Raw genomic sequence first — 12,192 nt, 5'->3', positions numbered from 1 at the left:
AAAAAGAGTTTTAAAATGTTTACAGGAATTGTAGAAGCCGTAGGTACATTGAGTGCAATTACTCCCCGCGGAGAAGACATTACCGTAACGGTTAACGTGGGTAAGCTTGATATGGCCGACGTTCAGTTAGGCGATAGCATTGCTACCAACGGTGTGTGTTTGACGGTCGTCGAATTTAACGACCACAGCTACAGTGCAGACTTGTCACTTGAGACCCTGAAAAAAACGGGTTTTGTTGATTACCAAGCGGGTGACAAAGTGAACCTAGAGAAAGCGATGCTACCGACAACACGTTTCGGTGGGCATATCGTATCGGGTCACGTGGATGGCGTGGGTGAGATTGTTGAGCGCAACCAAGTAGGCCGTGCGATTGAGTTCTGGGTAGAAATGCCCGCTGAAATCTCAAAGTATGTTGCTCAAAAAGGCTCGATTACCGTCGACGGTATTAGTCTTACTGTGAACGATTTACGTAAGAATGCATTTAAGCTGACGATTGTTCCTCATACCTCTTCAGAAACCACCATCGATCAATTCCATGTTGGTCGTAAAGTGAATCTAGAAGTGGATGTGTTAGCGCGCTACATGGAGCGCCTACTGCAAGGTCAGCAACAAGAGTCTGAACCTGAATCTCGATTGACGATGGAATTCTTACAACAGAATGGTTTTGCCTAATCGTTGATATGAAGTGCGCTAAGCGTCACTTTGTAGAGCGAAGCAATATCATCAGGTTTAAATAGTGTCGGTTCTAGGAAGCAGGACCATTTCAAAGGATATAGAACAATGCCAATTAGTACTCCTCAAGAAATTATTGAAGACATTCGCCTAGGAAAAATGGTTATCCTGATGGATGATGAAGATCGCGAAAATGAAGGCGATCTGATCATGGCAGCAGAACATGTGACGCCAGAAGCAATTAACTTCATGGCGATGTACGGCCGTGGTTTAATCTGCCTAACCTTGACTAAAGAGCGTTCAAGCCGCATGGGTCTTGCGCCTATGGTTCAAGACAACAACGCACAGTACACCACTAACTTTACCGTTTCGATTGAAGCTGCTGAGGGTGTAACTACGGGTATTTCTGCGTCTGACCGCGCTGTGACTGTTCAAGCAGCTGTTGCGAAAGATGCAAAAGCGGCTGACCTTGTTCAACCTGGTCACATTTTCCCGCTAACAGCGCAAGAAGGTGGTGTTCTAACTCGCGCTGGTCACACTGAAGCGGGTTGTGATTTAGCACGCTTAGCGGGTTGTGAACCTGCGTCGGTTATCGTTGAGATCTTAAATGACGACGGCACCATGGCTCGTCGCCCTGACCTTGAAGTGTTCGCTGAAAAACACGACATCAAGCTGGGCACAATTGCTGACTTGATCGAATACCGTAACAACACAGAAACCACGATTGAGCGCGTTGCACAGTGTCACCTACCGACTGAGTTCGGCGACTTTGAACTCGTGACTTACCGTGACACTATCGATAATCAAATCCATTACGCAATGCAAAAAGGTGACCTAACGGGCGAAGCGCCACTGGTTCGTGTTCACCTACATGATACCTTCACCGATCTGCTTCATTCTGATCGTGGTACTGAGCGTAGCTGGTCGCTAGATAAGGCGATGAAGCGCATTGGCGACGAAGGTGGTGTTTTGGTTATTCTGGGCAACGAAGAGTCGTCTGATTCTTTGATTCACAAAGTGAAGACATTCGAAGCTCAAGATAAGAATGAGCAACCAACTATGGCTAAGAAGCAAGGCACTTCTCGTCGCGTTGGTGTCGGTTCTCAAATTCTACAAGACCTAGGCGTTCATGATATGCGTCTATTGTCTTCAAGCACTAAGCGTTACCACGCTCTTGGTGGTTTTGGTCTAAACGTTGTTGAATACGTTTGTGAGTAACTACTTACATACTGGTTTAATAACAACATAAATTTATGATGATTTGAGTGGCTCTTTTGGTTCGAAATAGGACCAAAAGAGCCAAGTCGCTGAGCCTGACTTTTGTCGTGTCAAACGTTGGCGCTTAGCGACTTGCTGTTCCCAAATGGTTGGGAGCCAGGCTTGGTTATCATCTTTACATCTCCGGTGTCTGTTCTTCTAAATTAGCATTAGATATTGCTCACAGTTTTATGCTAGAATCCGGCGATTCTCACTTGATGAAAATAGTTAAAGGAAGGCTTATGAAAGTGATCGAGGGTGGCTTCCCAGCGCCAAATGCAAAAATTGCTATCGTTATTGCTCGTTTCAACAGTTTTATTAACGAAAGTTTACTTTCTGGTGCAATCGATACTTTAAAACGTCACGGACAAGTAAGCGAAGACAACATCACTGTTGTTCGTTGTCCTGGTGCAGTAGAACTTCCACTTGTAGCGCAACGCGTTGCAAAAACAGGTAAGTTCGACGCGATTGTATCTCTTGGTACAGTAATTCGTGGCGGTACGCCTCATTTTGACTATGTTTGTAGTGAATGTAATAAAGGTTTGGCGCAAGTGTCTCTGGAATACTCTCTTCCAGTAGCATTCGGCGTACTAACTGTTGATACGATCGATCAAGCTATTGAACGCGCAGGAACCAAGGCTGGTAATAAAGGTGCAGAAGCTGCACTAAGCGCACTTGAGATGATCAACGTTCTTTCTGAAATCGATTCCTAATGGGGGCCAGTGTGAAACCAGCCGCACGTCGTAACGCACGTCAATTTGCTCTACAAGCAATTTATTCTTGGCAAATTACTAAAGAAAATATTGCTACCGTTGAAGAACAGTTCTTATCTGGTGGTAAGTATGATGAAGAAGAAAATCATGCTGCAGAACCTGCACTTGCTATGCCAGAAACAGACGTTGCATACTTCCGCGACCTACTAACTGGTGTTGCTCTTAGCCACATGGAACTTGATAGCAAGCTTCGTCCATTCGTATCTCGCCCGATGCAAGATCTGGACTTAATGGAACTTGCTCTTCTACGTTTAGCTATGTACGAGATGACTCGTCGCGAAGATGTACCATACAAAGTGGTTATCAACGAAGCTATCGAGCTAGCGAAAGTATTCGCAGCAGAAGACAGCCATAAGTTTGTGAATGGTGTGCTTGATAAAGCAGCGCCACACGTACGTAAGAAGTAATCTCTACGTATATTGAATCTAAAGGTCAGCTTTTATGCTGGCCTTTTTTGTAAGTAAATTCCAAAGATAGGGCATGTGATGTCTGGTGAATTCAACCTAATCGATAAATATTTCGTCAACCGACAGCCTCAGCGTAAAGACGTGCATCTCGCCGCTGGTGATGATTGCGCGCTGGTTAAAGCCCCAAGTAATGTTGAGATCGCGATCAGCACCGATACCTTAGTCGCGGGCACTCATTTTCTAGCAGAAGCAAACCCGGCTTGGGTCGCGCACAAAGCATTAGCCTCAAACATCAGTGATCTGGCTGCTATGGGCGCAACGCCGGCGTGGGTCTCTTTTGCCTTAACCATGCCAGAAGTGGATGAAGCTTGGTTAGCGCCGTTCTGTGACTCTTTCTTCAAACTGGCAGATTACTTTGGTATTCAGTTAATTGGTGGCGATACCACGAAAGGGCCACTAAGCCTGACATTGACAGTACAAGGATTTGTACCTGAAGGGAAAGCCCTGCGTAGAGACGGCGCCAAGGTTGGAGACTGGATTTACGTGACAGGTAATCTGGGCGACAGCAAGGCAGGTCTAGAGGTTCTATTAGATCTAACAACAAACCAAGCTAAGCCGTATGCGAAAGAGCTTGAAGAGAGACACTACATTAGCTCCCCACGAGTGTTAGCTGGCCAAGCGCTTGTCAATCTTGCTTCATCGGCAATTGATATCTCAGATGGTGTCATCTCGGATTTGAAACATATCCTTAAGCGCTCACAGGTGGGTGCAAGCATCGACGTGAGCACCTTACCAATCTCCCCAGAGCTGCGCCAGTTTGCCCCAGATATCGCTACAGCGCAGCAGTACGCATTGACCAGTGGTGAAGAGTATGAGCTTTGCTTTACCGTGCCGGAAGAGAATAAAGGTTCATTGGAAAGTGCTTTGTCACACACTGGAACAAAAGTCACCTGTATTGGTCAAATAAGACCTGTAGAATACTTTGAACTACACAATAATGGTGAACCGCTGAGCTGGAGCTTAACCGGTTACGATCACTTTAAGGTTAATTGATGACAAACCCACTATCTGCAATCTCTCTTAAAAACCCTTGGCACTTTCTAGCAACGGGTTTTGGCAGTGGCTTATCGCCTATTATTCCTGGAACCATGGGTACACTCGCCTCGATTCCTCTGTACCTATTATTGGTTCAATTGCCGTTCCCGGCTTATGTCGCGGTGGTCGTGATAAGCTGCATTATTGGTATCAAGATCTGCCAAGTGACTTCAGATGATATGGGCGTACATGATCATGGCTCTATCGTATGGGATGAGTTTGCAGGCTTTTGGATCACCATGAGCCTAGTGCCAATGTTGAGCATTCCTGCCGATGATTGGAAATGGTTGCTGACGGGTTTTGTTCTATTCCGCTTCTTCGACATGGTAAAACCGTGGCCAATTGGCTGGTTGGATGCTCGAATTCATGGCGGTTTGGGTATCATGATTGATGATATTGTGGCAGGTATTATGGCGGCGATTTCTCTGTATGCTGTGGCCCATTTCTCAGGTTGGCTAGTTTAATTAAAGATAAGATAAAACAAGGAATTACAATGTCTAAGAAGGTTTACTGCATCGCTCAATTTCAACCGAAAGAAGGCAAATTGAACGAACTTTTTGAGGTTTTAAAAGCACTAGAGCCAAACACTCTGCGTGAAGATGGTTGTATTCAATACACAGTAACTCGTCACATCCAGAGCCCGTTTGCGGAAGGTCAGAGCTTCCCGATCGCTTTCAACGAAATTTGGGCGGATAACGAAGCGTTTGAAGCACATTGTCAACGTCGTGAAATTCAACAGTTCTTTCAAGAGCAGTGTGTTGATGAAACAGGCTTAGTTGAGAACTTTAATGTTGCTATCTACTCTGATGAACCAGAGAATTACGACGCACCTGTTCTTAAGCCGTGCTGCTAATTTGCTGTAGCAACTGACTTAAACAGTGGCTAGCTAATGAGTTAGCGGATACTAAAAAGGTTGACCCTAGGGCCAACCTTTTTTTGTTTTGTTGCTTATGCAGTTCGCTACTGAAAGCTATTTAGCAAGGTAGTCAGAGATAGACTTCTCAATACCTTTCGCGTCTAAGCCTAGCTCTTCATGCAGTTCACCTTGAGTGCCTTGAGCAATGAACTTGTCTGGTAGGCCAAGGTTCAGTACTGGCATTAGCAGTTTCTCTTGCATCAAGAACTCAATCACACCTGCACCTGCACCACCGGCAATCGCATTCTCTTCGATAGTCACCAATACATCGTGGTCAGCGGCAAGTTGTTTGATTAGAGCTTCATCTAGCGGCTTAACAAAGCGCATGTCTGCAACGGTCGCATCCATTGCATCAGCAGCTTGAAGTGCATTTTCTAGGAAAGTACCAAAGCTTAGGATAGCAACCTTAGCGCCATCTTTTGCTTTTGAGCTTTCACGAACGATACGGCCTTTACCAACCTCAAGTGCAGTAAACTCACTTTGGATTTCTGTGCCCATACCATTACCACGAGGGTAACGAACCGCACTTGGTCCATTGTGCTGGTGGCCAGTGTAAAGCATTTGGCGACATTCGTTTTCGTCGCTTGGTGCCATGATCACCATGTTTGGAATACAGCGCATGAAGCTCAAGTCGAACGCACCCTGGTGTGTTTGACCATCGGCACCCACAAGACCTGCGCGGTCAATCGCGAACATAACCGGTAGATCCATGATAGCGACATCGTGGATCAGTTGATCGTAGCCGCGTTGTAGGAATGTCGAGTAGATAGCCACAATCGGCTTATCACCCGCAATCGCCATACCCGTTGCTAGCGTCACGGCGTGTTGCTCTGCAATTGCTACATCGAAGTATTGATCTGGGTATTCTTTAGAGAAACGCACCATGCCAGAACCTTCACGCATGGCTGGCGTGATCGCCATCAGCTTAGGATCTTGCGCTGCCATATCACATAGGAAATCGCCAAAAATCTTAGAGAACGTTGGCTTAGAGCTGGTGCTCTTAGGCAAGCTTGAGTGTGCAGGATCGAATTTAGGTACGCCGTGGTAACCAATTGGATCTTTCTCTGCTGGCTCGTAGCCTTTACCTTTCTTAGTCATGATATGCAGGAACTGAGGGCCTTTTAGATCTCTCATGTTCTTAAGCGTTTTAATCAGCTCGTTTACGTCGTGGCCGTCTACTGGGCCGATGTAGTTAAAGCCTAGCTCTTCAAACATGGTGCCTGGAACAACCATGCCTTTTAGGTGTTCTTCTGTACGACGAACTAGCTCTTTAATCGGCGGAACGCCAGATAGCACTTTCTTGCCGCCCTCACGAATAGACGTGTAAAGACTGCCAGAAAGAACTTGAGCTAGGTGGTTGTTAAGCGCACCTACGTTTTCAGAAATCGACATCTCGTTATCGTTTAGGATAACCAGCATGTCATTGTGAACATCGCCTGCGTGGTTCATGGCTTCAAATGCCATACCAGCAGTAATCGCACCGTCACCAATCACGCTCACAACTTTACGGTTCTTACCTTCTTTCTTAGCACTGATCGCCATGCCGAGTGCAGCACTGATCGATGTTGAAGAGTGACCAACAGAAAGGGTGTCGTACTCGCTCTCTTCACGCCATGGGAATGGGTGCAGTCCGTCTTTTTGGCGGATAGTCGACAGGCGGTCACGGCGACCGGTAAGAATTTTGTGCGGGTATGCTTGGTGGCCAACATCCCAAACCAATTGGTCAAAAGGCGTGTTGTACACATAGTGTAGAGCGACAGTGAGCTCTACCGTACCTAAGCCTGACGCTAAGTGACCACTTGATTGGCTCACTGAGTTAAGAAGATAGGTGCGTAATTCATCACAAAGCTGTGTCAGCGTCTCTTTTGGGAGAAGACGCAAATCCTCTGGCTTATCAGCCAAAGCAAGAGTTGGGTACTTTGAAATATCAAGAGTCATAGGTAATGCGCGCTTATTGTCTTAGTTCTTGCGCTCGATGACGTATCGGGCGAACTCTTCGAGTAACTGGGTATTGTATGGGATCGCGGCCAAAGCTTGAAGCGCTTCCTGCAGCAGAGATTGCGCTTTTTCTTGAGCGCCCTCTAAACCTAGCAAAGAAGGGTAGGTGCTTTTGTTCAAATCTTGGTCAGAGCCCTGCGGTTTACCCAAAGTTTCGGTGTCGCCAATGATATCCAAGATATCGTCTTGAACTTGGAAGGCTAATCCGATGGCATCTGCGTACTTATCTAATTGAGGCAGCACATCGAACGCTTTTTCACCTGCAGCCAGCGCACCTAAACGGATTGCACTCTTCATAAGAGCACCGGTTTTATTGCGGTGAACTTCTTCCAGCTCTTCAAGCGTCACTGCGCGGTTTTCAGCTTCGATATCGAGTGCCTGACCGATACACATACCTTGAGCTCCAGAGGCTTCAGCTAGACGTTGAATCATTCGAACGCGGTTGCTTTCACCATCAGCACTTAATGTGCCTTCTGCAAGTATAGTAAATGCGAGAGTTTGTAGTGCATCGCCTGTTAAAATAGCCGTCGCCTCATCGAATTTGATGTGACAAGTCTGGTGGCCACGACGCAGTTCGTCGTCGTCCATTGCCGGAAGGTCATCATGAATCAGAGAGTAGGCATGAATACATTCGACTGCAGAAGCTGGAGTATCGAGTTCTTCCGCGGTGCAACCAAGCATTTCCCCTGTAATATAGACAAGAAATGGACGCGCGCGTTTGCCGCCTAAAAGTAACCCATAACGCATTGCGTTGATTAGGTTCTGATTTTGGTGTGGCAGGCGGTCAAGCCAAAGGTTCAGTTGCTCGTTATTACGTGCTTGATAAGACAATAAAGTCTCGATCATAGGGGATCTCATACAATTCGTTATTCTGGTTGTGGGTTAAAGTCACTCAGTTCTGCATTTTCGTCATTTTGCAGTAGGATGCTAACACGTTGTTCTGCATCGTTTAGTTTACTTTGACCTGCACGAGCGAGGGAGATGCCTCGTTCGAATTTTTTCAGCGCATCATCTAAAGCTAGATCACCGTTTTCTAGTTGATCAACCAAGCCATCGAGCTCTTCGATTGCCGCTTCAAAGCTCATATTTTCAGGTTTCTTAGTAGCCATAATAAATCTGCGTTTGGAAAGATGAACGAACGTTACCCTAGGGCGTTCAGATGGTCAAATGTAACCAATAAATTTTGCTAGAAAGTTCGTTTTTAAGAGGCTTGAAGCCACTTTCCTTTAATAACCCTACCTTTCTCGAGTTTATGACTGTTCGAGAACGGGGAAGCGGGTAATAGTTGTGATACAAAAAGCAAAAGTGTGATACTTAGGCCAAGAATTTACTAAAAGATCTTATAGTCTTGCCGATAAAAAGATTATCGTCGACATAGAGCTACAAAAAAGCATGAGGAGTGCTCAGTGGATTTAGCAACCCTAATAGGTTTGATTGGTGGATTTGCCTTTGTAATCATGGCAATGATCCTAGGTGGAAGCCTCGGGATGTTCTATGACACGACATCCATATTGATCGTGGTTGGTGGTTCAACGTTTGTTGTTCTGATGAAGTTCACCATGGGACAGTTCTTTGGCGCGACTAAGATTGCCGGCAAAGCTTTTATGTTTAAAGCCGATGAGCCTGAAGACCTTATCGCTAAAATTGTTGAAATGGCGGACGCAGCACGTAAAGGTGGTTTCTTAGCACTCGAAGAGATGGAAATCAGCAACAGCTTTATGCAAAAGGGCATCGACCTGTTAGTCGATGGTCATGATGGTGATGTAGTGCGTGCAGCATTGCAAAAAGATATTGCGCTAACGACAGAACGTCACGAGCAGGGGGCGAAGGTGTTTTCTGCATTTGGTGATGTTTCCCCTGCGATGGGGATGATCGGTACCTTGGTTGGTCTGGTTGCCATGCTTTCGAACATGGATGACCCTAAAGCGATCGGCCCTGCGATGGCAGTTGCACTCTTGACTACGCTGTATGGCGCAATTCTATCGAACATGGTGTTTTTCCCTATCGCAGACAAGCTTGCACTGCGTCGTGACCAAGAGACACTGAACCGTCGTTTGGTGATGGATGGTGTGTTAGCGATTCAAGATGGTCAAAACCCACGAGTTATTGATGGTTACCTGAAGAGCTACCTAAATGAAGGTAAGCGTACGATTGATGGTGAACCTGCGTAAGAGGAGTTGAAGATGGATGAAGAGAATCCATGTAAATGTCCTCCTCCGGGGTTACCTCAATGGATGGGAACATTTGCTGACTTGATGTCACTGCTGATGTGTTTCTTCGTACTTCTACTCTCATTCTCTGAGATGGATGTACTGAAGTTTAAGCAGATCGCTGGCTCGATGAAGTTCGCATTTGGTGTGCAGAACCGCCTAGAAGTCAAAGACATCCCGAAAGGGACCAGCATCATTGCACAAGAGTTTCGCCCTGGTCGCCCAGAGCCAACGCCAATTGATGTGATCATGCAGCAAACGATAGATATCACTCAGCAGACGTTGGAATTTCATGAAGGTGAATCTGAGCGCGCTGGTGGTACCATGCGTGACCAAGGCAAGATGACTGGAGGCAAGTCGCCAGAGGTATCGACTCACGACAACCAAAACTCTGAGTCAGACCAACAGCAACAGCAAGCCGAAGCTCAATCTCAAGAGATGGAAACCTTGATGGAAAGCATCAAGAAGGCGTTGGAACGAGAGATCGACCAAGGCGCGATTGAGGTGGAAAATCTAGGCCAACAGATTGTGATTCGAATTCGTGAGAAGGGTGCATTCCCATCGGGCTCTGCTTTCTTACAGCCTAAGTTTCGACCTTTGGTGAGACAGGTGGCTGAATTGGTGAAAGATGTTCCGGGCATTGTTCGAATCTCAGGTCACACTGATAATCAACGTCTTGATTCTGAGCTGTATCGCTCGAATTGGGATCTGTCATCTCAGCGAGCGGTATCTGTTGCTCAAGAGATGGAAAAGGTTCGCGGATTCTCTCATCAACGTTTGAGAGTACGTGGTATGGCGGATACAGAGCCAGTAGAGCCTAACGATACTGAATGGCAGCGCAGCCTAAACCGCCGTGTAGAAATCAGCATTATGCAGGGTGAGCCGCTATACAGTGACGAAGTTCCAGCTATCTCTCAATAGCCTGAGTTATCTTGAGAGATTTAATTGACCAGAAAGCCCAACCTTATGATGAGGTTGGGCTTTTTATTTGGGCGATGAACGGTTGATTGACCTCTTTGTCTACCGGCAGTGAGTAAGCATGCTATTTTTAATAAGGTGCGCATTTATTACTGGTGCCTAAGCAAGCACTCTTTTCCTTGTTTCACTTTCTCATGTATAATTCGCGCCCTTAGATTTAGATATGATCTACTCTTGCTTCAAGTGCTGTGTAAATTCTTTCAATTTACTTGGCGAAGAGCCTTTTAAAAATTTTGAACATTAATGTTGTGAACGTACTATGAAATTTATTGTTAAGCCCCATCCGGAAATTTTTGTAAAAAGTGAATCGGTGCGTAAGCGCTTCACAAGGATTCTAGAGTGCAACATTCGTAACGTTATTCAGCGTCGCTGTGAAGGTGTTGCGGTATTTAACCGTCGTGACCATATCGAAGTGACATCAGAAAGTGATAAGTACTACAACGAAGTGTTAGAGGCTCTGACTCACACTCCAGGTATTCACCACTCTCTTGAAGTTCAACAGTCTGAATTCAAAGACTTGCACGATATCTATGAGCAAGTATTAGAGCGCAGCCGTGCTGACATTGAAGGTAAAACATTCTCTGTTCGTGCTAAGCGTCGTGGTAAGCATGAGTTCACGTCTATCGAGCTTGAGCGCTACGTAGGTGGCGGTCTGAACCAAGCGGTTGAGTCGGCACGCGTTAAGCTGAAAGATCCAGAAGTCACGGTTAAAGTTGAAGTGGCGAACGACAAACTTAACCAAGTTCTGGCGCGTCACAAAGGCCTTGGTGGTTTCCCTCTTGGTACTCAAGAAGACCTATTGAGCTTGATCTCTGGCGGCTTTGACTCTGGCGTATCAAGCTACCTACACATCAAACGTGGCTCTAAAGTTCACTACTGTTTCTTCAACCTTGGCGGTCCTGCGCACGAGATTGGCGTTAAGCAAGTGGCTCATTACCTATGGAACAAGTACGGTTCTTCGGCAAAAGTGAAGTTCATCTCTGTTGATTTCGAACCGGTTGTTGCTGAAATCCTTGAGAACGTAGAAGACGGCCAAATGGGCGTGGTGCTTAAGCGTATGTTCATGCGTGCTGGTGGCATGGTTGCAGATAAGTTCAAGATCGAAGCATTGGTTACTGGTGAAGCACTAGGTCAGGTATCAAGCCAAACGCTAACTAACCTGCGTCACATCGATAACGTAACGGATACGCTGATCCTTCGTCCACTTATCAACTGGGACAAAGAAGACATCATTGATCTTGCGCGCGAGATCGGCACTGAAGACTTCGCGAAAGTAATGCCAGAATACTGTGGTGTTATCTCTAAGAAGCCAACAGTGAAAGCGAAGAAAGGTAAACTTGAAGCAGAAGAAGCTAAGTTTAACTTTGAAGTGCTAGAGAAAGTGATCGAGAACGCTCGTGTTATGGATATCCGTGACATTGAGAAAGAGAGCCAAGAGCAAGCTCCAGAAGTGGAACAGGTTCAAGCTGTTGCTGAGCACGCTATCGTCCTTGATATTCGTAGCCCAGACGAAGAAGACGAAAGCCCATTAGAAATCGATGGCGTTGATGTAAAACACCTTCCTTTCTACAAGTTAGCGACGCAATTTGGTGACTTAGACCAAGGTAAAGAGTACCTACTGTACTGTGACCGCGGTGTTATGAGCCGTCTGCAAGCGCTTTACCTGCAAGAGCAGGGCTTCAAGAATGTTAAGGTTTACCGCCCATAGTCTGCTAGCTTAGAGCACGACTTAGGTTGTAACAGATACAGAAAGCCGCTTACTGAAAAGTAAGCGGCTTTTTATTGGTTCATCGCGGATTAGCGGGAACTAAAAACAAAAACGGTAGTAAGTGATATGGTTTAGTCGCCAAACAAAAATCATACACAAACTACCGTTTTCATGCCGA

13 protein-coding genes are annotated in these 12,192 nt (G+C 46.1%); 10 read left to right on the top strand and 3 right to left on the bottom strand.

Annotated elements, in window-relative coordinates; all coding sequences use genetic code 11:
• Window positions 1-15: 15 nt before the first annotated feature.
• The 7 genes from F0232_RS23085 to F0232_RS23055 all read left to right on the top strand — a co-directional run bounded on the left by F0232_RS23085 (window position 16) and on the right by F0232_RS23055 (window position 5,057).
• Window positions 16-672, top strand: coding sequence for a riboflavin synthase (locus tag F0232_RS23085; RefSeq protein ID WP_008218644.1), 657 nt, complete (start codon window positions 16-18; stop codon window positions 670-672).
• Window positions 673-780: 108 nt separating this feature from the next.
• Window positions 781-1,890 (top strand): bifunctional 3,4-dihydroxy-2-butanone-4-phosphate synthase/GTP cyclohydrolase II, encoded by a 1,110-nt coding sequence (gene ribBA, locus F0232_RS23080; RefSeq protein WP_102426138.1) that lies wholly within the window; start codon window positions 781-783, stop codon window positions 1,888-1,890.
• Between the two features lie 281 nt (window positions 1,891-2,171).
• Window positions 2,172-2,642: a 6,7-dimethyl-8-ribityllumazine synthase gene (gene ribE / locus F0232_RS23075; protein ID WP_004741508.1), complete on the top strand. Its 471-nt coding sequence runs from the start codon at window positions 2,172-2,174 to the stop codon at window positions 2,640-2,642.
• Window positions 2,642-3,109 (top strand): transcription antitermination factor NusB, encoded by a 468-nt coding sequence (gene nusB, locus F0232_RS23070; protein ID WP_004741509.1) that lies wholly within the window; start codon window positions 2,642-2,644, stop codon window positions 3,107-3,109. Before ribE ends, nusB begins: the two co-directional genes overlap by 1 nt.
• 78 nt (window positions 3,110-3,187) lie before the next feature.
• Window positions 3,188-4,162 carry a thiamine-phosphate kinase gene (gene thiL, locus F0232_RS23065; protein ID WP_171751019.1) on the top strand — a complete coding sequence of 325 codons (975 nt, stop codon included), beginning with the start codon at window positions 3,188-3,190 and terminating at the stop codon, window positions 4,160-4,162.
• Window positions 4,162-4,668, top strand: coding sequence for a phosphatidylglycerophosphatase A (pgpA, locus tag F0232_RS23060; protein WP_171751018.1), 507 nt, complete (start codon window positions 4,162-4,164; stop codon window positions 4,666-4,668). The genes thiL and pgpA overlap by 1 nt, the downstream gene beginning before the upstream one ends.
• Before the next feature lie 29 nt (window positions 4,669-4,697).
• Window positions 4,698-5,057 carry a putative quinol monooxygenase gene (locus F0232_RS23055; RefSeq protein ID WP_008218634.1) on the top strand — a complete coding sequence of 120 codons (360 nt, stop codon included), beginning with the start codon at window positions 4,698-4,700 and terminating at the stop codon, window positions 5,055-5,057.
• A 117-nt stretch (window positions 5,058-5,174) separates the two neighbouring features.
• On the opposite strand, the gene dxs is transcribed toward F0232_RS23055, so the two are convergent.
• From dxs to xseB, 3 genes are read right to left on the bottom strand one after another with little or no spacing between them, the layout of a single operon-like run.
• The gene (gene dxs, locus F0232_RS23050) at window positions 5,175-7,058 is read right to left on the bottom strand and encodes a 1-deoxy-D-xylulose-5-phosphate synthase (protein WP_171751017.1); all 1,884 of its coding nucleotides are present in this window, start codon (window positions 7,056-7,058) and stop codon (window positions 5,175-5,177) included.
• A gap of 21 nt (window positions 7,059-7,079) precedes the next feature.
• Entirely contained in the window at window positions 7,080-7,964 is an 885-nt protein-coding gene (gene ispA, locus F0232_RS23045) for a (2E,6E)-farnesyl diphosphate synthase (protein WP_171751016.1), read from the bottom strand.
• A gap of 20 nt (window positions 7,965-7,984) precedes the next feature.
• Window positions 7,985-8,227: an exodeoxyribonuclease VII small subunit gene (gene xseB, locus F0232_RS23040; RefSeq protein ID WP_004734405.1), complete on the bottom strand. Its 243-nt coding sequence runs from the start codon at window positions 8,225-8,227 to the stop codon at window positions 7,985-7,987.
• Window positions 8,228-8,524: 297 nt separating this feature from the next.
• On the opposite strand from xseB, the gene pomA reads away from it, so the two are divergent.
• The 3 genes from pomA to thiI all read left to right on the top strand — a co-directional run bounded on the left by pomA (window position 8,525) and on the right by thiI (window position 12,014).
• On the top strand, window positions 8,525-9,289 hold the full coding sequence (gene pomA / locus F0232_RS23035; RefSeq protein WP_008218621.1) for a flagellar motor protein PomA: 765 nt from the start codon (window positions 8,525-8,527) through the stop codon (window positions 9,287-9,289).
• Window positions 9,290-9,301: 12 nt separating this feature from the next.
• A complete protein-coding gene (locus F0232_RS23030; RefSeq protein WP_008218619.1) occupies window positions 9,302-10,249 on the top strand; it encodes a flagellar motor protein MotB in 948 nt (315 codons plus the stop codon).
• A gap of 316 nt (window positions 10,250-10,565) precedes the next feature.
• Window positions 10,566-12,014: a tRNA uracil 4-sulfurtransferase ThiI gene (thiI, locus tag F0232_RS23025; RefSeq protein WP_105057511.1), complete on the top strand. Its 1,449-nt coding sequence runs from the start codon at window positions 10,566-10,568 to the stop codon at window positions 12,012-12,014.
• Window positions 12,015-12,192: the final 178 nt, after the last annotated feature.

It is taken from the genome of Vibrio sp. T3Y01 (genome assembly GCF_013114525.1).
Lineage (GTDB): Bacteria > Pseudomonadota > Gammaproteobacteria > Enterobacterales > Vibrionaceae > Vibrio > Vibrio chagasii_B.
This window is presented reverse-complemented; position numbering and strand designations above follow the sequence as displayed.

What these genes read in the sequence shown, in the direction of transcription:
- F0232_RS23055 (WP_008218634.1), top strand. Translation starts at nt 4,698, where the DNA reads ATGTCTAAGAAGGTTTACTGCATCGCTCAATTTCAACCGAAAGAAGGC.
- F0232_RS23030 (WP_008218619.1), top strand. Translation starts at nt 9,302, where the DNA reads ATGGATGAAGAGAATCCATGTAAATGTCCTCCTCCGGGGTTACCTCAA.
- xseB (WP_004734405.1), bottom strand. Translation starts at nt 8,227, where the DNA reads ATGGCTACTAAGAAACCTGAAAATATGAGCTTTGAAGCGGCAATCGAA.
- thiI (WP_105057511.1), top strand. Translation starts at nt 10,566, where the DNA reads ATGAAATTTATTGTTAAGCCCCATCCGGAAATTTTTGTAAAAAGTGAA.
- nusB (WP_004741509.1), top strand. Translation starts at nt 2,642, where the DNA reads ATGGGGGCCAGTGTGAAACCAGCCGCACGTCGTAACGCACGTCAATTT.
- pgpA (WP_171751018.1), top strand. Translation starts at nt 4,162, where the DNA reads ATGACAAACCCACTATCTGCAATCTCTCTTAAAAACCCTTGGCACTTT.
- ispA (WP_171751016.1), bottom strand. Translation starts at nt 7,964, where the DNA reads ATGATCGAGACTTTATTGTCTTATCAAGCACGTAATAACGAGCAACTG.
- F0232_RS23085 (WP_008218644.1), top strand. Translation starts at nt 16, where the DNA reads ATGTTTACAGGAATTGTAGAAGCCGTAGGTACATTGAGTGCAATTACT.
- dxs (WP_171751017.1), bottom strand. Translation starts at nt 7,058, where the DNA reads ATGACTCTTGATATTTCAAAGTACCCAACTCTTGCTTTGGCTGATAAG.
- ribE (WP_004741508.1), top strand. Translation starts at nt 2,172, where the DNA reads ATGAAAGTGATCGAGGGTGGCTTCCCAGCGCCAAATGCAAAAATTGCT.
- thiL (WP_171751019.1), top strand. Translation starts at nt 3,188, where the DNA reads ATGTCTGGTGAATTCAACCTAATCGATAAATATTTCGTCAACCGACAG.
- ribBA (WP_102426138.1), top strand. Translation starts at nt 781, where the DNA reads ATGCCAATTAGTACTCCTCAAGAAATTATTGAAGACATTCGCCTAGGA.